The organism is Lentisalinibacter sediminis, from assembly GCF_040706615.1.
Lineage (GTDB): Bacteria > Pseudomonadota > Gammaproteobacteria > Steroidobacterales > Woeseiaceae > Lentisalinibacter > Lentisalinibacter sediminis.
Window position 1 is genome coordinate 314,131 of the sequence record NZ_JAPDRF010000001.1, and the last position, 21,627, is coordinate 335,757.

General features: G+C 67.5%; 21 protein-coding genes and 1 tRNA gene. 17 read left to right on the top strand and 5 right to left on the bottom strand.

Going from position 1 to position 21,627, the window contains the following annotated elements:
- Positions 1–6 precede the first annotated feature (6 nt).
- The 5 genes from ybgF to ACJMKX_RS01560 all read left to right on the top strand — a co-directional run bounded on the left by ybgF (position 7) and on the right by ACJMKX_RS01560 (position 2,672).
- Complete coding sequence (ybgF, locus tag ACJMKX_RS01540; RefSeq protein ID WP_405220303.1) at positions 7–756, top strand: tol-pal system protein YbgF; 750 nt, start codon at positions 7–9, stop codon at positions 754–756.
- Between the two features lie 10 nt (positions 757–766).
- Positions 767–1,447, top strand: a complete 681-nt coding sequence (gene queE / locus ACJMKX_RS01545) for a 7-carboxy-7-deazaguanine synthase QueE (RefSeq protein ID WP_405220305.1) — start codon at positions 767–769, stop codon at positions 1,445–1,447.
- Positions 1,447–2,139, top strand: coding sequence for a 7-cyano-7-deazaguanine synthase QueC (gene queC, locus ACJMKX_RS01550; protein WP_405220307.1), 693 nt, complete (start codon positions 1,447–1,449; stop codon positions 2,137–2,139). Before queE ends, queC begins: the two co-directional genes overlap by 1 nt.
- 86 nt (positions 2,140–2,225) lie before the next feature.
- A tRNA-Lys gene (locus ACJMKX_RS01555) sits at positions 2,226–2,301 on the top strand.
- 17 nt (positions 2,302–2,318) lie between these two features.
- Complete coding sequence (locus ACJMKX_RS01560) at positions 2,319–2,672, top strand: phosphoribosylaminoimidazole carboxylase (protein ID WP_405220308.1); 354 nt, start codon at positions 2,319–2,321, stop codon at positions 2,670–2,672.
- Positions 2,673–2,687: 15 nt separating this feature from the next.
- Here ACJMKX_RS01560 and ACJMKX_RS01565 read toward each other — a convergent pair whose 3' ends face one another.
- On the bottom strand, positions 2,688–3,212 hold the full coding sequence (locus tag ACJMKX_RS01565; protein ID WP_405220310.1) for a DUF305 domain-containing protein: 525 nt from the start codon (positions 3,210–3,212) through the stop codon (positions 2,688–2,690).
- Between the two features lie 170 nt (positions 3,213–3,382).
- On the opposite strand from ACJMKX_RS01565, the gene ACJMKX_RS01570 reads away from it, so the two are divergent.
- From ACJMKX_RS01570 to ACJMKX_RS01605, 8 genes are all read left to right on the top strand, one after another.
- Entirely contained in the window at positions 3,383–4,465 is a 1,083-nt protein-coding gene (locus ACJMKX_RS01570) for an alpha/beta fold hydrolase (protein WP_405220312.1), read from the top strand.
- Between the two features lie 1,581 nt (positions 4,466–6,046).
- Complete coding sequence (locus tag ACJMKX_RS01575; RefSeq protein WP_405220314.1) at positions 6,047–6,559, top strand: C40 family peptidase; 513 nt, start codon at positions 6,047–6,049, stop codon at positions 6,557–6,559.
- Between the two features lie 28 nt (positions 6,560–6,587).
- Entirely contained in the window at positions 6,588–6,989 is a 402-nt protein-coding gene (locus ACJMKX_RS01580; protein ID WP_405220316.1) for a nuclear transport factor 2 family protein, read from the top strand.
- Positions 6,990–7,198: 209 nt separating this feature from the next.
- Positions 7,199–7,420 (top strand): hypothetical protein, encoded by a 222-nt coding sequence (locus ACJMKX_RS01585; protein WP_405220318.1) that lies wholly within the window; start codon positions 7,199–7,201, stop codon positions 7,418–7,420.
- A 162-nt stretch (positions 7,421–7,582) separates the two neighbouring features.
- Positions 7,583–10,060 carry a bifunctional aspartate kinase/homoserine dehydrogenase I gene (thrA, locus tag ACJMKX_RS01590; protein ID WP_405220320.1) on the top strand — a complete coding sequence of 826 codons (2,478 nt, stop codon included), beginning with the start codon at positions 7,583–7,585 and terminating at the stop codon, positions 10,058–10,060.
- Positions 10,057–11,016: a homoserine kinase gene (locus ACJMKX_RS01595; RefSeq protein WP_405220322.1), complete on the top strand. Its 960-nt coding sequence runs from the start codon at positions 10,057–10,059 to the stop codon at positions 11,014–11,016. The genes thrA and ACJMKX_RS01595 overlap by 4 nt, the downstream gene beginning before the upstream one ends.
- Positions 11,013–12,326 carry a threonine synthase gene (thrC, locus tag ACJMKX_RS01600; RefSeq protein ID WP_405220324.1) on the top strand — a complete coding sequence of 438 codons (1,314 nt, stop codon included), beginning with the start codon at positions 11,013–11,015 and terminating at the stop codon, positions 12,324–12,326. The genes ACJMKX_RS01595 and thrC overlap by 4 nt, the downstream gene beginning before the upstream one ends.
- Entirely contained in the window at positions 12,323–12,922 is a 600-nt protein-coding gene (locus ACJMKX_RS01605; RefSeq protein ID WP_405220326.1) for a nuclease-related domain-containing protein, read from the top strand. Before thrC ends, ACJMKX_RS01605 begins: the two co-directional genes overlap by 4 nt.
- A gap of 45 nt (positions 12,923–12,967) precedes the next feature.
- Here ACJMKX_RS01605 and ACJMKX_RS01610 read toward each other — a convergent pair whose 3' ends face one another.
- Entirely contained in the window at positions 12,968–13,777 is an 810-nt protein-coding gene (locus tag ACJMKX_RS01610) for a TatD family hydrolase (RefSeq protein WP_405220328.1), read from the bottom strand.
- A gap of 152 nt (positions 13,778–13,929) precedes the next feature.
- On the opposite strand from ACJMKX_RS01610, the gene ACJMKX_RS01615 reads away from it, so the two are divergent.
- The 4 genes from ACJMKX_RS01615 (at position 13,930) to ACJMKX_RS01630 (ending at position 17,079) form a co-directional block, all read left to right on the top strand.
- Positions 13,930–14,718 carry a hypothetical protein gene (locus tag ACJMKX_RS01615; RefSeq protein ID WP_405220330.1) on the top strand — a complete coding sequence of 263 codons (789 nt, stop codon included), beginning with the start codon at positions 13,930–13,932 and terminating at the stop codon, positions 14,716–14,718.
- Positions 14,719–14,810: 92 nt separating this feature from the next.
- On the top strand, positions 14,811–15,533 hold the full coding sequence (locus ACJMKX_RS01620) for a DUF4097 family beta strand repeat-containing protein (protein WP_405220332.1): 723 nt from the start codon (positions 14,811–14,813) through the stop codon (positions 15,531–15,533).
- A complete protein-coding gene (locus ACJMKX_RS01625) occupies positions 15,530–16,276 on the top strand; it encodes a M48 family metallopeptidase (RefSeq protein WP_405220334.1) in 747 nt (248 codons plus the stop codon). Before ACJMKX_RS01620 ends, ACJMKX_RS01625 begins: the two co-directional genes overlap by 4 nt.
- Positions 16,273–17,079, top strand: a complete 807-nt coding sequence (locus tag ACJMKX_RS01630) for an SGNH/GDSL hydrolase family protein (protein ID WP_405220335.1) — start codon at positions 16,273–16,275, stop codon at positions 17,077–17,079. Before ACJMKX_RS01625 ends, ACJMKX_RS01630 begins: the two co-directional genes overlap by 4 nt.
- On the opposite strand, the gene ACJMKX_RS01635 is transcribed toward ACJMKX_RS01630, so the two are convergent.
- The 3 genes from ACJMKX_RS01635 to acnA are packed head-to-tail and all read right to left on the bottom strand — an operon-like array spanning position 17,070 to position 21,566.
- Positions 17,070–18,071 carry a DUF2333 family protein gene (locus ACJMKX_RS01635; protein WP_405220337.1) on the bottom strand — a complete coding sequence of 334 codons (1,002 nt, stop codon included), beginning with the start codon at positions 18,069–18,071 and terminating at the stop codon, positions 17,070–17,072. The genes ACJMKX_RS01630 and ACJMKX_RS01635 overlap by 10 nt on opposite strands.
- 19 nt (positions 18,072–18,090) lie before the next feature.
- A complete protein-coding gene (locus ACJMKX_RS01640) occupies positions 18,091–18,825 on the bottom strand; it encodes an SIR2 family NAD-dependent protein deacylase (RefSeq protein ID WP_405220339.1) in 735 nt (244 codons plus the stop codon).
- A 56-nt stretch (positions 18,826–18,881) separates the two neighbouring features.
- Entirely contained in the window at positions 18,882–21,566 is a 2,685-nt protein-coding gene (gene acnA, locus ACJMKX_RS01645) for an aconitate hydratase AcnA (RefSeq protein ID WP_405220341.1), read from the bottom strand.
- Positions 21,567–21,627: the final 61 nt, after the last annotated feature.

Sequence of the window (21,627 nt, forward strand, 5' to 3'; positions counted from 1 at the left end):
ATGCCAATGAAACGACGACACAGAGCCAGCGCCGCCGTCGCGCTCACCGTGCTGGTATCGGCCTGCGCCACGGTACCGCCCGAAGAGGATCCGGTACTGCTGAAGCTGAACGAGCTCGATCGGCGCCTTTCCGCCGTCGAGCGGGTGGTGCAGAACGACAGCCTGGTGCAGCTGGTCACGCGGGTGGATGCCCTGCAGGCCGAGCAGGCGGAGCTGCGCGGCATGATCGAGGAACTCGCCCACGGCGCCGAGTCCACGGCGAGCCGTCAGCGCGACCTGTACGTGGATCTCGACCAGCGGCTCCAGCGCCTGGAGCAGTCGTCGGGCGGCGAGGGCCGTCTGGCGCCGGGACAGCTGCCCATGCCGTCGGGCTCGGACCGGGACAACTACCAAGCCGCGTTCGAGCTGCTGAAGGACGGGCGCTACGAGGAGGCGGCGACCGCCTTCCAGGAGTTCCTGAAGACCTATCCCGACAGCGAGCTGGCCGACAACGCCCAGTACTGGCTGGCGGAGTCCTACTACGTCACGCAGAAGTTCGGGGAGGCGCTGCCGGCCTTCGAGAAGGTGGTCGCGCAGTATCCCCGTTCGGGCAAGGTGCCGGACGCGTTGCTGAAGATCGGCTACTGCAACTACGAACTCCAGCGCTGGGAGGCGGCCCGTAACGCCCTCACGCGGGTGCGTTCCGAGTACCCGGACACCACCGCGGCACGCCTCGCCATCCAGCGCCTGGAGCGAATGGACACCGAGAATCGCTGACGCCGGCGGCATGGCGGCGACACTCACCATCCGAGACGAGCTGCCTGCAGCGGGACGCCTGCGCCTCACCGAGATCTTCTACTCGCTGCAGGGCGAAGGCCTCACCGCCGGTGTGCCGACCGTGTTCGTGCGGCTGACCGGCTGCCCGCTGCGCTGCCGCTACTGCGACACGGCGTATGCCTTCACCGGCGGCGAATGGCACGGCTACGACGAGATCCTCGCACGGGTGGGCGAGTGGCCTGCCAGCCACGTCTGCGTGACCGGCGGCGAGCCGCTGGCCCAGCCCAACTGCCTCGGACTGCTGACCGCGCTCTGCGACGCTGGCTACGCGGTATCCCTCGAGACCAGCGGGGCGCTCGACATCGCCGAGGTGGACGGGCGCGTCTCCCGCGTGGTGGACATCAAGACCCCGGGCTCGGGCGAAGCGAAGCGCAACCTCTGGGAGAACGTGGCCCTGCTCGGGCCGCGGGACCAGGTAAAATTCGTGATCTGCGACCGCCCGGACTTCGACTGGGCGCTGAAGCGCGTCGAGATGCACGGCCTGACCGAGCGCTGCCCGGTCCTCTTCTCCCCGTCATGGGGGCAGGTGGAGCCGGGCGAGCTGGCGGACTGGATTCTGGAAGCCCGAGCACCGGTGCGCCTGCAACTCCAGCTCCACAAGGTGCTGTGGGGCGACGTGCCGGGGCGCTGATGGCGGACGGTGCGCGTAAGGCGGTAGTCCTCCTCTCCGGCGGACTCGACTCGGCAACCACCCTGGCCATGGCGAGAAACGCCGGCTACGAATGCCACGCACTCAGCGTGCGCTACGGCCAGCGCCACACGGCCGAGCTGGACGCCGCGGCCCGTCTGGCCGAGACCCTCGGTGCCGCTTCGCACCGCAGTATGAGCGTCGATTTCGGCGGCATCGGCGGCTCCGCGCTCACCGACCCCGGACTGGCCGTGCCCGAGACACCCCAGGAAGGCATCCCCGTCACTTACGTGCCGGCCAGGAACACCGTATTCCTGTCGCTCGCGCTGGGGCTGGCCGAGGTCATCGACGCCGACGGCATCTGGATCGGAGTAAATGCCGTCGATTACTCGGGCTACCCCGACTGCCGGCCGGCCTTCATCATGGCTTTCCAGGAACTTGCCAACGTGGCCACCAGAGCGGCGGTGGAGGGCAAGGCGGTGCGCATCCACACGCCGCTCATTGAACTCAGCAAGGCGGAGATCATCCGCCGCGGCATGGAACTGGGCGTGGACTACTCGCTCACGGTGTCCTGCTACCAGGCGGACGACGACGGCCGCGCCTGCGGCGTCTGCGACGCCTGCCGCCTGCGGCGCAAGGGTTTCGAGGAGGCCGGCGTCGCCGATCCCACGCGCTACGGCGCCGAAAAGGCCTGATCCGCAGCCATTTCCCGGCACGGCTTTCTGATCGGGGCGGCTTCCGGTATGATGCCGCCTCCCGGCCGGGTCCCCGGCCATCTGGCGGGCCGTTAGCTCAGTTGGTAGAGCAGTTGGCTTTTAACCAATTGGTCGTAGGTTCGAATCCTACACGGCCCACCAATTTCTCAATAGAGACGATGAGTTACGGCATAAAGGGCTGGCTTTTTCATCCGCAGCGGCAGCGCTTTTTCCTGCCCGCGACGGGTGTCTGGATTCTGGCGCTGGACTGGGTCCTTTTCTCTTCGAACGTCTTCTCGGCATGGCTGGCCACGCCCGCCGTGATGGTCGCCGGCTTCCTGCTCGGCGGCGCCGGCACGTTTCTGGCGCAAAGACGCGGGGGCAGGGATACGTTTCGGCGTGCAGCGCTGAAGGGATTTCTGGCCGGGGTCGTGGTCGGCCTTCCCTGGCCGATTGGCGGGACCTTCGTCGGCGGCTGGGTGCTGCTATCCTCGGGGCTGACGGACGCAAGAAGACAAATCCTGGGCAAGTGACAGGAGTCGCCGACCCTAACGAGACCCCTCAAACGTCGGAACCCGGCGAGCGTTCGCTTCCTCCCTGGTGGCGGCAATTCCGTTCTTACGGATGTCGTCGAGCAGCCACTCCATCTCCTCGATCTCGCTGCGCTGCGTCGCGATGATCTCGGTGGCGAGTCTCCGCACCCGCATGTCACGTATCCCCGCCCTTTCGCTCGTGAGAATCGCGATGGAATGATGGGGAATCATGGCCTTCATGTAAGAGGCATCCTGTACCGTCGCCTGGCTGCGAACGAGCCCGATCGCAACCGCGATGACGAGCACACTCGCCAAGTAGATCAGGACGTTCATGGTCCGATTCCGGTACATGCCCAGCATGAAGCTCAGCATAACGATGCCCATGCCGCCGCCCATCACGAACATCATCAAGAAGCGGGTTTCGCTCCAGCGGACGTGAGCCCACTGGTAAGTGTTCACGTACATGAGTGCGAGCATCACGATCATCGAGGTCGCGATCATCGCGACGAATCGGAAATAGCCAGTGTTTGTATGCTGCATCGCCAATCTTCCTTATTGGCCGCCGGGACGGCCTGACTCGGTCCTCGAGTCCGCGGATTCCGGACTCCTTCGGGCAAATTATCCGCCGGTGACACGATCAGCGAATTGGTAAATCGCAATCGCCTGAGGTATATCGGATCAGTCTCCCGCCTCTTGCCGCGCAGATTTCTATGGACATTCTCGCCGACATCGGACGTTGGATATCCGAAAACGAATCCCTGTTGAGCGGGACGGCCGCGCTCATTGTCGTTGCGGGCTTCGTTTTGTCTCCTCTCGGGGCAGGAATCCGGCGTTTGTTCCGAAGCAGCCCGGTGCAGCCGCAGCCGGGGCGCGCGGTATCAGACGTAGCGGCGGGCAATGGGCAGGATCGGCTCACCCTGAAAGAATTGACTGCGCCATCGCCTGACGAGGTTCGGTTCGCAAGAAGCGGTGCTACCCGGATAGCATTCAACCAGCGGGGTAGTGGTCCGGTCGATCTGGTCGTGACACCGGGCATCATCAGCAATCTGAATATCTTGGGGAATCTCCCGGCCTCGCGAGATCTCTTGCGCAGCCTTTCCGGCTTTGCGCGTGTTCTCACTTTCGACAAACGGGGTCAGGGTCTCTCGGATCCGTCCCTGGCTACGCCTGCCCTTGAGGATCGCACTGGTGATATCGAAGCGGTCATGGATACGGCCGGCATACAGCGGGCGATCCTCGTCGGAGTCTCGGAGGGCGGGCCGATGTGCATTCATTTCGCTCATTCGCATCCGGATCGGGTCCTCGGCCTCATCATGCTCGGGACGACGGCCCGATTTACGCAGAGTGAAGACTTTCCTATTGGTATTCCACAGCATCATATCGAACAAATCGCCACACTCTGGGGTACCGGGGCCCTGCGCGACATTCTGTTTCCGAGCCTTTCACGAGAGCTGATAGACGACGACACCTACAAGTCGATGGAGCGTTTGATGGGCTCGCGCGCCACTTTGCGCCAATTGGTAGCGATGATGGCCGAGATAGACGTGCGCGCCCTGCTGCCCGACATCCGGGCGCCCACGCTGGTGATCCATTTTTCAGGCGACCTCGCGATCCCGATCAGGCTCGGGAGATACCTCGCAGAGAACATACCGGATGCCGAGTTTCTTGAAGTGAATGCCGTGGATCACGCGGATCTGTCGCAATCGCCCCAGGCGATCGAGCGCATCAGAGGATTCTGCGAGGACATTGCACGCAAGGAGTTGCCGCGATTCACGGGGAACCGAGTTGACTAGCGTCAAGCGGCTGCTCTTTGCCGCAAAGCGACCGTTTCGTTGCTCTGAGCTATGATTTCCGGGGTCGACCCAGAGGCGACATCCGTCGTAACGGCAGCGGGTCCTCTCCAGGCAGCTTGCCATTGTAAGACTATCGAGAGGTCGGATAGGAAATGCTAGCCAACCGATTTCTTAGAGGCAGCATAGCCGTGATAGCGGTGGCGTCATTGCTTGCGTTGGTCAACATTTACAAGGGCGACCGCTACACAGCCGCAAACGGCTCAGTGAATAATCGGAATAGCGGAGGTACCGCGGCGCCGCCTGTACCTACCGCAGTCGCTGGGACTAGTGAGTCAGACGATTCACGCCCGCACGGCCCTGATCAATCAAGTCCTCGCGCTGCGTCAATCGATGATGTACCAAGCCGTCTGCTGTCGTTTGTTACCTCGCCCTCAACGACCGAGTTTACGGACGACTCGATTTACCCCAATCACAGGAAACATACTGCAAGCGACTCACCGCTATCATCTTCGCCCGAGGCCCAAGATGAAGTAGACCATGTTCCACGGTTTTGGAGTTTGGCTAACGCTGGAGGAGTCGTTCGAATCGCGAGCGACTTCAAGCGTGTTTGGCATGGAAGTGCGAGCGTCTTACTGCAAGCCGAACAACCGATTCACCCAACCACAAAAGCCGGCGTTATTCAGGTATCAAGTGCCACGCCATTTCGAGATAAGCGCATTCGATATTCAGGCTCTCTCCGTCTAGAGATAAAGGACATCAGCGAGCCGGCTTCGGCGATGATCTGGATACGTGCTGACGACGCGTCAGGACGAGTTGTCGCATTTCAAAACACATTAGGCCAGCTGCGCTTCCATAACTCAGCATGGCAGCAAGCGGTGGTCATTATCGACATACCGCCCGAGGCATTTACCCTCCACTACGGTGCGAGCCTGTTCGGTAACGGGGCTCTGTGGGTCGATGGCCTGTTATTCGAGGAAGTAGACGAGGCAACTCCGGCTACCGCCGGGCCTATGACACGGCGGGTTGTTAACCGAGTACCGTCGCCTAAGGAGATTCTCCGCATGCCGGTGAATCTCGACTTCGAGGAGACTCGCTCGACCTCTGAGCCGCAATAGTGTGGAATCTGCGCAGGTAGGACTGGCATCGCTTCGTTATAGCAACGGCCGCTCGTGGGCGAGTGCGGAAATAGGCTCACCCGCTACTCCGGCAGGCGGCATGTCTGCTTTACCGCTCACAGCGGACCATCCAGGAACCAACGTCATGTTTCCGCGGAAACGCCTCCTGGAATCCGCTTGAAGTGACGTTCGTCAATTGCCTCGATCCGCCCGAGTCCCGGATGCAGGCGGGTTGTCTCCGCATCCGCGCAGGATCGCCATTTCGGCCCGTGTGCCACGATTCCTGGGAGGCTCACCAGTGTCGCCCGACCGTCATCGCGCTGCGACCGGAATATCGCGACAAATGGCTCAGAAATGTCTCTCACGGAAGTCCGGGTCCCGGCCTGCTGAACTGAGACTGCCGTCACTCGCCATCGGATCGCCATCCGGGTATTCTGAATCGCCCGCGTACCGGAGGCGGCTCATTTTGCGACGAATCGGGCAGATCGGATCGAATTACGCGCTGGCGTCAGCTCTGGCTACCGCACTCGCCATCGGCGGTTGCGCCTGGCAACCGGTGGAGCTGCCGCCCGATCCTGTCGAAGTGCCCACCCGCCCGGTCACACAGCAGACCACGCTGGGCGACCGTGCCGCGGCGATCGCGCTTCAGCAGATCGGAACTCCTTACCGCTACGGCGGGCAGACACCGGCGGGCTTCGACTGCAGCGGGCTCGTCCATTACGCGTATGGTCGGGCGGGCAGGTCGGTGCCACGCACGACCGGTGCGCTGTGGTCGCGAACGCGGCCGGTGCCGCGCGACGAGCTTCGCGCCGGCGATCTGCTGTTCTTCTCCATCGACGGCAAGATGCAGCACGTGGGGCTTTACGTCGGCGAGGGACGCTTCGCGCACGCGCCGTCGTCCGGGCGGACGGTCACGGTCGAGTCCCTGTCGGCAAAATTCTACCGGCAGGCGTTTCTGCGCGGCGGGCGATTGCATTAGCCGGGCTCGTGCTTCGGGGAGGGAGAGCGTGGGAATAGCCGAGAACAAGCAGGTGGTGCTGGACTTCTACGAAGCCGGAGCGCGGGGCGATATGGACGCCTGTTTCGCGCTGGTGGCCGATGACGTGACGTGGACGAACATCGGGTCCACGAAGTTCTCCGGGACGTATACCGGCAAGCAGGCCCTCGTCGACAACCTCGTCGGGCCCCTGTTCGGGCAACTGAAGGCCGGGATCTCCTCGCAGGTTGAGCACGTCGTCGCCGAAGGCGACACGGTGGTCGCGCAGACCCGCGGCACTGCGGAGACTCACGACGGGACTCCCTACAACAACACCTACTGTCAGGTCTTCCGGATCCGCGACGGCCGGATCGTGGCGGTGACGGAGTACATGGACACAGCGCTGATCGACGCCGTGTTCGGCGCGGCCTAGCGACGGCCCGGGGACGGCCCGGGGACGGCCCGGGGACGGCCCAGTGATAGCCCGGGGAGGGTCGGCATGGGTGATTGGCCTTGTGTTAGGGTGGGACCGAAGCTCCAAGTCACTCGAATAAGATAGCCATCAGCCAGAAAGAGACGAAACCCGACCAGCCCGCCTGCCTCGGATGCGGTCACCCTTTCACCACCGGTGAACTCGCCGCCATGACGGCATCGGAGGAGTCCCGCGACCTCTGCGTGGTCGACTGCTCGGCCTGCGGCGCTCACAACATCGCCCGCGCAGAGCCCCAGGGCGGCTTCAATCGCCAGCCCCGGCTCGTCGTCCTGCGCACCGTCGCGCACAAGCCGGAAGCGCCGGACGTCTTCACCGAGACCGTCGAGCCCGGCGTCGACGTGCACCCGGTCACCCGGGGCAAGTCGGACTGACGCGGCGCCCGCCGCGCGACGGTTGCGCCTGATACCTTCAGGGCGCGACGAAAGCCCCTGAATGCCGCTATCATTACGCACTTTTTGACCGTAGGAGGGCCTTCAGGCCCGATTTCGTGTTCGGGGCTGAAGCCCCTCCTACCCTAGGACGGACTGAATCCCGTGGAACGCTTGCCCTGGAAGATCCACAAGTTCGGCGGTAGCAGCCTGGCGGATGCCGGGTGCTTCCGTCGCGTCGCCGAAATCCTGAAACGGCAGCCCACACGCCCGCTGGGCGTGGTGGTCTCGGCCATGCGGGGCATGACCGATACGCTGCTGGCCCTCGTGGAGGGGGCCCAGCGGGGCACCACCGATCACGATCAGGTGCTCGGGCCGCTGCGCGAGCGCTACGCAGAGGCCGCCGAGGCGCTGCTCTCGCCGGAGAACCGGGCACCGGTGCTGGAAGCCTGGGAGAAGGATGCGAGTGACCTCGGCGATCTGCTGCGGGCCATCGCGCTGGTGCGCAGCGCCGACCAGCGCAGCCGGGACGTGGCGGCCGGATTCGGCGAGCTGTGGTCCGCCAGGCTGCTGGCCGCGTTCCTGGACCAGGAATTCGACGGCGCGGCCGTGGACTGGCTGGATGCGCGCCGCGCCCTGACCGTCCATCAGACCGAACTCGGCCCGAGCGTGATCTGGGACGTCTCGCGCCGGCGTACCGCCGAAGCGGTGCCCGCCGAGACACCGGACGTGCTCGTCATCACCGGCTTCATCGCTGAAGACGAGCAGGGCCTGCAGACTACCCTGGGCCGCAACGGCAGCGACTTCTCGGCGGCCATTTTTGCGGTGCTGCTGGACGCGGACGAGCTCAGCATCTGGACCGACGTGGACGGCGTCATGAGCGGGGACCCCAACCGGGTGCCCGAGGCCAAGGTCATCGACACCCTGTCCTACAACGAGGCGATGGAACTCGCCTATTTCGGCGCCAAGGTCATCCATCCCCAGACCATGGGTCCGGCGGTCGCGAACAACATTCCCATTCTGATCCGCAACACCTTCGCGCCGGATCATCCGGGCACCCGGGTGGTGGCCACAGCCGGTGGCGAGGACAAGATCAAGGGCATCACGGCCATCGACGGCGTGGCGCTGGTGAACGTGGAGGGCGCCGGCATGATCGGCGTGCCCGGCACCGCGGACCGCATCTTCGGCGCCCTGCGCGAGGCGGACGTCTCGGTGATCCTCATCTCCCAGGCGAGTTCGGAGCACTCCATCTGTTTCGCGGTGCCCGAGCTCCTGGCGGACACGGCCCGGCAGGTGGTGTCGGACGCGTTCGAGGAGGAACTCGAGAGCGGCCAGATCCAGCGGGTGGAGGTGACACCGTCGTGCAGCATCCTCGCAGTGGTGGGTGACGGCATGTCCGGCACCCCGGGCGTCGCCGGCCGCTTCCTGAACACGCTGGGCCGGGCGGGCATCAACGTGAGCGCCATCGCCCAGGGCTCCTCGGAGCGCAACATCTCGGCGGTGGTCCGGAAGGAGGATTCGACGCGGGCGCTGCGGGCCGTGCACTCCGGCTTCTACCTCTCCGCCAAGACCATCTCCATCGGCATCATCGGACCGGGCATGGTGGGCTCGACGCTGCTGGCGCAGATTGCCGCGCAGGCCGGTCGGCTGCGCGAGCAGTTCAACCTGGATCTGCGTATCCGGGCGATCGCCACCTCGTCGAAGATGCGGCTGGACGACCGGCGCATCGACCTGACCGACTGGCAGTCGGCGCTGGCCGACCACGGCGATGACACGGACCTGGACCGGCTGGCCGATCACATTCACGCCGATCACCTGCCGCACTCCGTGCTGATCGACTGCACCGCCAGCGACAAGGTGGCGGCGCGCTATGCGGAGTGGCTGCGACGGGGCATCCATGTGGTCACACCCAACAAGAAGGCGTTCAGCGCCGGCTACGACTACTACCGGGAGCTGCAGGACGCAGCCCGGGAAGGCAGCTCGCACTATTTCTACGAGACCACGGTCGGGGCCGCGCTGCCCGTGATCCAGGCGCTGCGGGACCTGCGGGAGACGGGCGACCGCATCGATCATGTGGAAGGTATCTTCTCCGGTACGCTCGCCTATCTGTTCAACACCTTCGACGGCAGCCGGCCGTTCTCCGAGATCGTCGCTGAGGCGCGGGCCAGCGGCTATACCGAGCCGGATCCCCGCGACGACCTGTCCGGTATGGACGTGGCACGCAAGGTGATTATTCTGGCCCGGGAGATGGGCCTCGCGCTCGACGTCTCGGAACTCGACATTCGCAGCCTGGTGCCGGCGGAACTCGAATCGGGTTCCGTGGAGGACTTCCTGCGCGAGCTGCCGAGATTCGACGAGGAGATGCAGCGGCTGTTCGAAGAGGCGCGGGAGAACGGCAAGGTACTCCGCTATGTCGGCAGGCTGGACCGGGACGGCCACGCCAGCGTGGATCTCGTGCAGCTGGATCGGACCCACCCCTTCGCCAACATCAACCTGACGGATAACGTGGTGCAGTTCGTGAGCGAGCGCTATTCGGCGAACCCGCTGGTGATCCAGGGGCCGGGTGCGGGGCCTGCGGTCACGGCGGCAGGCATCTTCGCCGACCTGCTGCGCCTGACCGCCTACGTGGGCGGCGAGGAATGAGCGCGCCGGTCTCACAGGTGACGGCGTTCGCGCCGGCTTCCGTCGGCAACGTGGGCGTGGGTTTCGATCTCCTCGGCCTCGCGGCGGCGCAGGTGGGCGACCGGGTGACGGCCCGGCGGACGGACGGCAGCGGGGTGACCATCGCCGAGGTCACGGCGACGCCGCTGGCTGCCGGCGCGCAGGCGCTGTCCCGGGAGGCCGACGAGAACACCGCCGGCATCGCGGCGGCCGCGCTGTGGCGGGACTTCGGCCCGGACGGCGGCGTGGAACTCGACATCGAAAAGGGCATCCCGCTCGGCTCCGGCATGGGCAGCTCGGCGGCATCCGCCGTGGCGGCAGCCGTGGCCGTGAACGGTCTGCTGGACGAGCCCCTGGGGCACGCGGAACTACTGCGCTATGCGCTGGAGGGCGAGCGCTACGCCAGCAAGGCGCTGCACGCGGACAACGTGGCGCCGAGCCTGTTCGGTGGCCTGGTCCTGTGCCCGGCGCGTCTGCTGCCCCGGGTGATCCAGCTGCCCGTGCCCGCGGGCGTGGTGTGCGTGCTGGTGCACCCGGAACTGACCGTGCACACGGCGGACTCGCGCCGCTCGCTCGGCGCCGAGTGTCTGCTGCGCAGCGCCGTCGAGCAGAACGGTTGCCTGGCGGGTTTCCTCGCGGGCTGCTACAACGACGACGTGGACCTGATCGCCCATTGCCTGCGCGACATCCTGATAGAGCCCCAGCGTGCCGTGGCGGTGCCCGGCTTCGAGTCGGTGAAGGCCGCGGCGTTCGCCGCCGGCGCCCTGGGCGGCTCCCTGTCCGGCAGCGGGCCCAGCGTCTTCGCCTGGGCGCGGGAGGGCGAGGGCGAGGCCGTGCGCGAGGCGATGGTGGCCGCATTCGCCGATACGGGCATCGAGGCCCAGTCCTGGGTGAACCCCCTGGATGCGCCCGGGGCCTTCGTGGAATACACCGAATGAGATTCAGGAGCACGCGCTCCGGCGGCTCCGCCGATCTCGTCTCCGCGCTCATCGCGGGCCTGGCTCCGGACGGGGGCCTCTATGTCCCCGAGACCCTGCCCGCCTTCTCGCCGGAGGATTTCGACGGCGCGAAGACGCCGGCCCAGGTCGGCGAAATTCTGCTCGCGCCGTTCTTCGCCGGCTCGGCGCTGGCCGACGCCCTGCCGGAAGTGCTCGGCGAGACGTTCGGCTTCGACGTGCCGCTGCGCTCCGTGGACGCCGCCCCGACGCCGTTGTCGGTGCTGGAGCTGTTTCACGGCCCCACGGCGGCGTTCAAGGACGTCGGCGCCCGTTTCCTGGCCGCCTGCCTGCAGCGCATCGAGGACGGGCGGGGCGCCGACGAGCGTCCGGTCACCATACTGGTGGCGACTTCCGGCGACACGGGCGGTGCAGTGGCCGCCGCCTTCCATCGCCGCCCCGGGTTTCGCGTGGTGGTGCTGTTCCCGCTCGGCATGGTGTCTCCCCGCCAGCAGCAGCAACTGACCTGCTGGGGCGATAACGTGGTCTCCGTGGCCGTCCGCGGCACCTTCGACGACTGCCAGCGGCTGGTGAAGGGCGCCTTTGCCGACGCGGAACTGGCCGAGCGTCACCGCTTCAGCTCGGCCAACAGCATTAACATCGGCCGGCTCCTGCCCCAGAGCGTCTACCACGCGCATGCGGCGCTCGCGCACTGGCGGCAGCGCGGCGAGGCATCTTCGGTCATCGTGCCGACGGGCAATCTGGGCAACGGCCTGGCCGCCGTGATGGCGCGCGCCATGGGCCTGCCCATCGGCGACGTCGTCCTGGCCACGAACGCGAACCGCACCATCGCGGATTACCTGGAGGAAGGCGAGTACCGGCCGCGGCCGAGCGTGCGCACCCTCGCCTCGGCCATGGACGTGGGCGATCCGAGCAACATGGAGCGGCTGCGCAACCTGTTCGGCGAGGCCGACCGGCTGCGTGGCAGCATCGAGGCTAGGGTGGTGGAAGACGACGTGATCCGGGAGCAGATTCGCCGGGACTACGAACGCTACGGTCTCATCGAGTGCCCGCACACCGCCACGGCGATGCACGTCTGGGAGGCCCTGCCGGCCGAGCGGCGGCAAGGACGTCACTGGATCGCGGTGGCCACGGCTCACGCGGCCAAATTCCCCGAGGTGGTCGAACCGCTGATCGGCACGACCGTGCCGGTGCCGGACGCGCTGGCAGATCTGCTGGCGCTGCCTGCGCACTACGAGGAGATCGACCCGGCGCTGCCCGCCCTGGGGCGAACCCTCGAGGACGATGCATGACCGAGGTGGTCGACAGCCTGCCGCCCTGGGCACTGTGGGCCGTATTCGCGGCCGCCGCCGCCCTGCTGGTGGCGCTGCTCGTCGTGCTGGCTGTGCGCCGCCGCCGGGCGCAGTCCACGGCGGGGCAGCTCGCGAGTATCAGCCATGAGATGCTGACCGACATCATCGTACCGAAGGCGGACGACGGGGAGATCCAGATCGGCTATGCGCTGCTCACGGGCCGCGGCGTCCTGGTGGTCGAGACGAAGGAGGTGGCCGGCGTGGTCTTCGCCAGCGACCGCATGGACGACTGGACGGTGATGGCGGGCGACCGCCGCTATACCTTCGCCAATCCCCAGCCGACGCTCTACGACCGCATCGCCGCCGTGGCGCAGGTGGTGGGCGACGTGCCGGTGGAGGGCGCGGTCGTCTTCCCGGACGCGGCGGACTTCAGCAAGGGACGACCGCGGCACGTAACGACGCTGGCCGGACTGCTGGCCGACTATCCGCGGCTGGACAGCAATCGGGATCGCAGTGAAGTGGCGGCGTTCATGCCGCACTGGGATCGGCTCCGCCAGGAAGCCGTCAGCGCCAGGGTGGGCCGACTCGCCGACTGACGCCTGCCGAGACCGGCCGTGTGCAGGGCCCGATGCCGACGTGGCTCAGTGGCCGTCGCCGGGCAGATCGAAGAAGCGCTCCGCGTTCGCCGTGGTCTGGCGGGCGAGTTCCTCCGGCGAGACGCCGCGCGCCCCGGCCACCGTCTCCAGCACCCAGGGCAGCCAGCCCGGCTCGTTGCGCCGGGTCTTCGGCCGCGGGCGGATGGTACGCGGCAGCAGATAGGGGGCGTCGGTCTCCAGCAGCAGCTTGTCGGCGGGGATGCGCGGCACGAGCTCGCGCAGGTGCAGCCCGCGGCGCTCGTCGCAGATCCAGCCCGTGATACCGATGTAGAGCCCGAGCTCCAGGTAGGCCTCCAGCTCCGCCTCGCCGGCGGTGAAACAGTGGGCCACCGCGCGGGTCAGATCCGGCAGGCGCGGTGTCAGCACCTCCAGGAAGTCCGCGTGGGCGTCCCGCTGGTGCAGGAACACGGGCAGCCCGGTACGGGCCGCCAGCTCCAGCTGTTCGGCGAACGCACGCCGCTGGTTCTCGTGGGACGAGTAGTTGCGGAAATAGTCGAGGCCGCATTCGCCCATGGAGACCACACCCGGCCGTGCCGTCACGGCCAGCAGGGCGTCGCGTACGCTCTCGTGCCAGTCGTCCGCGTGATGGGGATGCATGCCGGCGGTGGCGAACAGCCGGCCCGGCCAGACCGCGGCCAGGTCGGCGGCGCGCTCGCTGCTCTCCACGCTGCTGCCGGTCACGACGATGCGGCGCACGCCCGCCGCGGCCGCCCGCTCGAGCACGGCCTCGCGGTCGTCGTCGAAGCTGTCATGGGCGAGATTCGCGCCGATGTCGATCAAGTCGAGCGGGTGCATGGTCCGCCTCTCTGCCGGTGGAGGCACACCCTAATGGCAGCCCTGCCGTCAGACAAGTCGGCGCAGCGGTGGGCTCGGGCCCGCACCCGCGGAGTTGCGGGAAAGTGACCTGGCGCACAGGGCAGGACTCCGGCCTGGGTTAGCCTTCCCGGATGGCAATCTCAACCCTCAGACGGCACTTAGCGCGGCATCTGCCGATCGTTCTGGCCGTCGCCGGGCTGTCGCTGGCCGCCCCGGCGCAGTCGGCCGTGGACATGGACGAGCTGTCGGACCTGGCGGCACGCATCCAGTTCGCCGTGTACGAGGCAGATTTCGACAGCCTCGAGCGGCTCGCCACGGAGCTCGCGGACGAGCGGGCGCGCGGCGACCTGCAGCCTCTGCTGCGCTACCAGGCGGCCTACGCGGCCTACCGGGCCGGCGAGCTGGCCCCGGACGCAGGCCGGGCAGACAGCCTCTACCTGGAGAGCTGCGAGGAGCAGGCCCTGGCGGCGGCCGCAGAGGCCGAGGAGGAATTCGCCGACGCCCTGGCACTGGCGGGTGCCTGTGCGGCCCTGGATGCCTCCCGCAACCTGACGGCGCTGCTCTCGGCGACGCGGGCACGCCGCCATCTGCGCGCCGCGCGGGAGCTCGAGCCGGACAACCCGCGCATCCTGCTGCTCGCGGCGGTGAGCCTGATGCGCCAGCCGTCGCTGGCCGAGGGCTGGGGTACGCCGGCGCAATTGCTCGATCGGGCCGCCGAGCGCTACGCCATGGCCCTGCCGCCCGCGCGGGGCCGGCCGGACTGGGGCGAGGCCGAGACGGCGGCCGTGCGGGCCGAGCTGTCCATGGCGGCGGGAGAGGTACTGGCCGCCCGCGATGCCGCGGAGCATGCGCTCATGCTGGCGCCCGATTACCGCCGCGCCCGGGCCGTGCTCGAGAAACTGAGCGCATCGGCCAGATAACCCGCTCGGAACGATCTTCCCGACCCTTGACGCCCGTGCGGACTTGCCGCAGGGTTTCTGCCTTTCCCGCTTCCCGGGGATGGGGAGAGACCATGCACATACGCGACTTCCGTTCGGGACCGGTCCTTTGTCTTGCCCTGCTGCTGGCCCTGTCAGTCGGCGGCTGCGAGGTGGGCGTCAACAAGGACGTCGCTATCGCCGGCGGCGAGCGCAGCTCCGGCGCGGCAGTGATCAACGGCCGCATCGACGTCGGCCCCGAGGCCGAGGTGACCGGCGAGCTGTCCACCGTGAACGGCCGCGTGAACGTCGACCGGGATGCCGCGGTCGCCGGCATCAATACGGTGAACGGCGCGGTCACCCTCGGTCCCGGTGCCAGCGCCCGCAGCATCAATACCATCAACGGAGATGTCACAGTCGATGAGTCGGCCCGCGTCAAGCGGGGGGTCGAACTCGTGAACGGCGATATCCGGCTCGGTGCCGGCGCCGAAGTCGGCGGTGACGTCGGTGCCGTCAGCGGCAGCATCAGCCTGCGCGATGCCCGGGTAGGGGGCGACCTGACCACCGTGTCGGCCGACGTCACCCTCGGCGGCAGCAGCGTGATCGAGGGGAAACTGCGGATCGACAGCGGCGGCGACATGGCTGACGGGGTACCGCGCATCGTCATCGGGCCGGGCAGCCGGGTGGAGGGCGTGCTGGATTTCGAGGCCGACGCGGAAGTCTACGTGAGCGAGGAGGCCGAGTTCGGGGGCGTGGAAGGCGTGCTCGGCGAGGAGGACGTCGTCCGTTTCGCCGGACCGGAGCCCGCGCTGCCGTGAAGCCGGATCAGCTGTCGCTGTTCTCCCGGCCGGCGCCGTCGGCCCCGGCCGACGATTTCGTCGTGCGCGAGAGCTCCAGGGCGCGACGCATGTCCATCAAGGTGTTCCCGCGCGGGCGCGTGGAGGTGGTGACGCCTCGCCGTGCCAGGCCCCGGGACGTGGAGGCGTTCGTGCGCGAGAACCGGGCCTGGATCGATCGGGCTCGCGCGGAGTTCGCCGTACGCTACCCGGTCGAGGACCCGGCGCCCCCGGAAGAGATCCGCCTGCCCGCGCTGGCCGCGAGCTGGCCGGTGCACTACCGGGCGCGGCAGGCGCGGACCGTACGCTGCCGGGACCTGGGCGACCGGCTGGTGCTGAGTGGGCCGGTGGCCGACGACGCGCTGGTGGTCGACGCCCTGCGGCGATGGCTGGCGGGGCGCGCCCGCGACCACCTGGGCCGCCAGCTGGAGCAGCTCTCGGCCATCACCGGGCTTGGCTACCGCCGCCTGCAGATCCGCGCCCAGCGCACCTGCTGGGGCAGCCATTCCGGCCGCGGCACTATCAGCCTGAACTACTGCCTGCTGTTCCTGCGCCCGGAGCTGGTGCGCTACCTGCTGATCCACGAGCTCTGTCACGCCCGCCACATGAACCACTCGCGGCGCTTCTGGCAGCTGGTCGGCCGCCTGGAACCGGACTACCGCCGCCTGGATCGGGAGCTCGGCGAGGCCTGGACCCGGGTGCCCGCCTGGCTGGGGCTGTATTGAGACGAGGCAGCCTGCGGTACCACCTGCTCCACTTCTGGGCGGGGCTGCCGCCGCTCGCGCCGATCGCAATCGGGCAGGGGCTCTGGACCCGACGCAATGCGGTCCGGCTGCCCCCGGTGCTAGAGGATACGGCCGCCGGCGTCCAGCCTGGCACTGCTGCCGGCAACGTGACCGGCATCCTCTCCGAGGACGAGACGCCGCTGCGCCTGCTGGTGGTCGGCGAGTCCACCGCCGTGGGTGTCGGCGCCACCCGACCGGAGGCGGCCCTGGCGCCCCGGCTGGCGGAAGTCCTGCACCGGGAACAGGACCGGCCGGTGAGCTGGCAGGTGGTGGGGGAGAACGGTATCCGCGCGGGCGGACTTGCGCAGAAGCTACGCCGGCACCGCGACCTGCTCGCCGCCGACGTCGCCGTGGTGCTGCTCGGCGCCAACGATACCAGCGGACTCAGCAGTGTCGGACGCTGGCGGCGGGATCTGGCGTCTGTGCTGTCGTTGCTCGGCGAGCGCTGCGAGCGCATCTTCGTCGCTCCGGTGCCGCCCTTCCACCTGTTCCGGCTGCTGCCGTATCCGTTGCGCTGGCTGCTGGGCCATCGCGGGCTGGCGCTGTGCGATGCGCGGCGTGCCCTGGCCCGGCCGGGACGCGTAATCGTGATGGAGGGCGAGTTCCCCAGAGAGCGCCGCTATCTGGCCACCGACGGCTACCATCCGTCCGATGTGGCCTATGCGACGTGGGCGAATCAAATAGCGGAAGTTATAAAAAACAATCCACTAAATAGTATTGTTGAAGTGCCGCCTCAACCCTGATCCAGGAGGTCCCTGAGATCGATCACGGCCGCGTTGGCCCGTGAGAGGTACGAGGCCATCACCAGGGAGTGGTTGGCGAAGATGCCGAAGCCGCCGCCGTTCAGCACCATCGGGCTGCGCATCGGCGCCAGGCTCGCCTCCAGTTCGCGGATGATCTGGCGCAGGCTCACGGTCGCGTTCTTGTCGTCCAGCACGTCGCCGAAGTCAATCTGCGCGGCGCGCAGGAAGTGGATCAGCGCCCAGGCGTTGCCCCGGGCCTCGAAGAACACGTCGTCGAGTTCCAGCCAGGGCGTCTTCACGATGACCTCGTCGCCGCCACCCGGGCTGACGGCGGCCGCGGGTTCGCCGGCGGTGTCGGTGTTGACCCGGCTCTGGCCGACGCTGGCGGTGAGCCGCTGGGACAGGCTGCCGAGACGTTTCTCGATCTGGGCCAGCCACTCGCGCAGGTTGTCGGCGCGGGCGAAGAAGCGAGCCTGGGGCGTCGCTGCGCCGGTGAGCCGGTCGCGGTAGCTGGTGAAGCCGGCGATGGCCTCCCGGTACTGGCTCTCGGTGGTGGGCAGTATCCAGGAGTTGTTGTCGAAGAAGAACTTCGGCTCCGCCACGGCCAGGTCCGGGTCCTCGGTGGACTGGGACTGGGAGCGGCTGTAGTCGTTGCGCATCACGCGTGCCAGGTCCCGCACCTGGGTGAGCACGCCGAATTCCCAGTTTGGGATGTTGTCCAGGAACACGCTCGGCGGCGCGATGTCGTTGGTCAGATAGCCGCCGGGTTTCTCCAGCAGCGTCTCTGCCACCCGGATCAGCGTGTCCGCCGTGGCGTAGCCCACCGGCGCCGGCTCGCCGTCGATCTCGGCGTTCACCCAGAAGAGATCCGGCGTGCGCGACCAGTACCAGGACAGCCCCAGCATGAACACCAGGAGCACGCCGAGGACAATCAGTCCGGCGTTGCGCGCGCCGGCCGGCAGGTTGCCGGGCTTCAGTTTCTCCAGGACCATTGACGTTTCCCCTGTTCCTTCAGTGCTCGTGTTCGGCTTGCTGCAGTGATTCGACCGCGGCGGGGAGAACGGTTCCCGCCGGCCCCGAGATTACATGATCCGCGGCGCGGCTGAGCGGCGTGGCATTCGGGTTGATCTCGACCACCGGCACGCCTGCCTCCAGCGCCTGCTCGGCCAGGCCCGCTGCCGGGTAGACCAGTGACGACGTCCCCACCGAGAAGAACAGATCGCAGTCGGCCACCGCGGCGAATGCCCGGTCCAGTGCGTCCCCGGGGATGGCTTCGCCGAACCAGACCACGGCCGGTCGCAGCGCGGCGCCGCAGGCGGGGCAGGGCGGCGGTCCGCTCGCGTCGTCGCCGGGCTCTCCACCGTCGCCGCGAAAGCCGCAGCCCGGGGCGGAGCAGATGTCTGTCAGCAGGTTGCCGTGGAACTCCACCACGTTGCTGCTGCCCGCCCGCTGATGCAGGCCGTCCACGTTCTGGGTGACGAGCGTCAGCCGGGGCATCAGCTTCTCCAGTTCCGCCAGCGCGTAGTGCGCCGGATTCGGCTCCACCTCGTGGACGAGGCGGCGGCGCCACTGGTACCACTGCCAGACCAGCGCGGGGTCGGCGGCGAAGGCCTCCGGCGTGGCGAGCTGCATGGGATCGTAGTGCTCCCACAGCCCGGTCATCGCGTCGCGGAAGGTCGGGACGCCGCTCTCGGCGGAGACGCCGGAGCCGCACAGCACCACGAGGTGGCGCGACTCCCGCAGCACCCGGACGAGCGCTGCGGGGATCGTTGTGGCGGACGCGCCGATTGCTATCAGGCCGATCAGGCCGCCTTCGGGCTGCCGGCGAGCTGGCGCAGGACGTAGTGCAGAATCCCTCCGTGGGCGTAGTAGTCCTGCTCCTTCGGCGTGTCGATACGCACGATGGCCTCGAACTCGATCGGCTCGCCGTCGGCCGGCGTGGCGGTGACCTTCACCGTCTTGCCGGAACGCTTGGCCAGGCCGCCGATGTCGTAGGTCTCGGTGCCGTCGAGGCCGAGGCTCTCCGCATTCTCGCCTTCCCTGAACTGCAGCGGCAGCACGCCCATGCCGATCAGGTTGGAGCGGTGGATGCGCTCGAAGCTCTCGGCGATGACCGCCTTCACGCCCAGCAGGAGGGTGCCCTTGGCCGCCCAGTCACGGGAGGAGCCGGTGCCGTATTCCTTGCCGGCAATCACCACCAGCGGTACGTCGTCTTCCCGATAGCGCAGGGAGGCGTCGTAGATGCTCATCTGGTCGCCGGAAGGCTGATGACGGGTCCAGCCGCCTTCGGTGCCGGGCGCGAGCTTGTTGCGCAGCCGGATGTTGGCGAAGGTGCCGCGCATCATCACCTCGTGGTTGCCGCGCCGCGAGCCGTAGGAGTTGAAGTCCTTGGGCTCCACGCCCTGCGCCTGCAGGTATTCGGCCGCCGGGCTGTCCTTGGCGATGCTGCCCGCGGGGGAGATGTGGTCGGTAGTGACCGAGTCGCCGAGCAGGGCCAGTACCCGGGCGCCGCCGATGTCGGCGATGTCGGCGGGCTCGGCGTTCATGCCCTCGAAGTAGGGCGGGTTCTTGACGTAGGTGGAATCCTCGTCCCAGGTGTAGATCTCGCCCTCCGGCACATCCAGCCCGTTCCAGTTCTCGTCGCCGGCGAAGACCTCCGCGTAGCTCGAGCGGAACATATCGGAGTCGATATTCTGCAGGATCATCTCCTGGATCTCTTTCTGGGACGGCCAGATGTCCTTCAGGTAGACCGGCTTGCCGTCGGCATCCTCGCCGATGGGGTCGGCATAGATGTCCACGTCCATGGTGCCGGCGATGGCGTAGGCGACCACCAGCGGCGGCGAGGCGAGGAAGTTCATCTTCACCAGCGGGTGGATGCGGCCCTCGAAGTTGCGGTTGCCGGAGAGCACGCTGCAGCCGATCAGGCCGGAGGACTCGACGGCCTCGTGGATCTCGTCCTTCAGCGGACCGGAGTTACCGATGCAGGTGGTGCAGCCATAGCCCACCAGGTAGAAGCCCAGCGCGTCCAGGTCGTCCATCAGCTCGCACTTCTCCAGGTAGTCGGTGACCACCTTGGAGCCGGGGGCGAGACTGGTCTTGACCCAGGGTTTTACCGTCAGGCCGCGTTCGCGGGCGTTGCGGGCCAGCAGCCCGGCGCCCACCATGACCGCCGGGTTGGAGGTATTGGTGCAGCTCGTGATGGCGGCGATCAGCACGGCGCCGTCGCTCATCTCGAATTCCTGGCCTTCCATCTCCACTTTTGCCTTGCCGCTGCCCTTGCCGCCGCGCTCCTCGACCATCGGGCCGAGGACTTCCCGGTAGCGGGTCTTGGCATTCTTCAGCGGGATGCGGTCCTGGGGCCGCTTCGGGCCGGCCAGGCTGGGCACCACGTCGCCGAGGTCCAGTTCGAGTACGTCGGTGTAGTAGCCGTCCGGTTCGCCTTCTTCGCGCCACAGGCCCTGTTCTTTCGCGTAGGCCTCGATCATCTCGATGTGCGCCGGTTCGCGGCCGGACAACTCGAGGTAGCGCACGGTCTCGCCATCGATCGGGAAGATGGCGCAGGTGGAGCCGAACTCCGGCGACATGTTGCCGATGGTGGCGCGGTCGGCGAGCGGCAGGTGGGCCAGACCGTCACCGAAGAACTCGACGAACTTCCCGACCACGCCTTTCTCACGCAGCATCTCCGTCACGGTCAGTACGAGGTCCGTGGCGGTGGTGCCCTCCGACAGGCGGCCGGTCAGCTTGAAGCCGATCACCTGCGGGATGAGCATGGTGATGGGCTGCCCGAGCATGGCGGCCTCGGCCTCGATGCCGCCGACGCCCCAGCCGAGCACACCCAGGCCGTTGACCATCGTGGTGTGGGAGTCGGTGCCCACCAGCGTGTCCGGGTAAGCGGAGAGCTTGCCGTCGGTCTCCTTCTCGAACACCACCCGGGCCAGGTATTCCAGGTTCACCTGATGGACGATGCCCGTGTTCGGCGGCACCACCTTGAAGTTGTCGAAGGCGCTCTGGCCCCAGCGCAGGAAGGAGTAGCGCTCCTTGTTGCGCTGGAACTCGATCTTGTTGTTCAGGTCCAGCGCGTTCGCGGTGCCGTAGCGATCCACCTGCACGGAGTGGTCGATCACCAGCTCGGCGGGCGACAGCGGGTTGATGTCCGCGGCCTTGCCGCCGAGGCCGACCACCGCGTCGCGCATGGCGGCCAGGTCCACGACCGCCGGCACGCCGGTGAAGTCCTGCAGGATCACGCGGCTCGGGGTGAAGGAGATCTCCTGGCTGGGCTCGGCCTCCGGGTCCCAGTTGGCCAGCGCCTGGATGTCCTCGCGGGTGACGTCACGGCCGTCTTCGTGTCGCAGCAGATTCTCGAGCAGGATCTTGAGCGAGTAGGGGAGTCTGGCCACGTGCCCTTCGCTGACGGCGTCCAGCCTGAAGATCTCGTATTGCTTGCCGCCGACCTCGAGCGTCGAACGAGCGCCGAAGCTGTCCTTCATAAATCCTCCGGTGTGTGCAACAGGGCCGTGTGACGGGCAGCCGGTTGGAAAGTGGTTTATC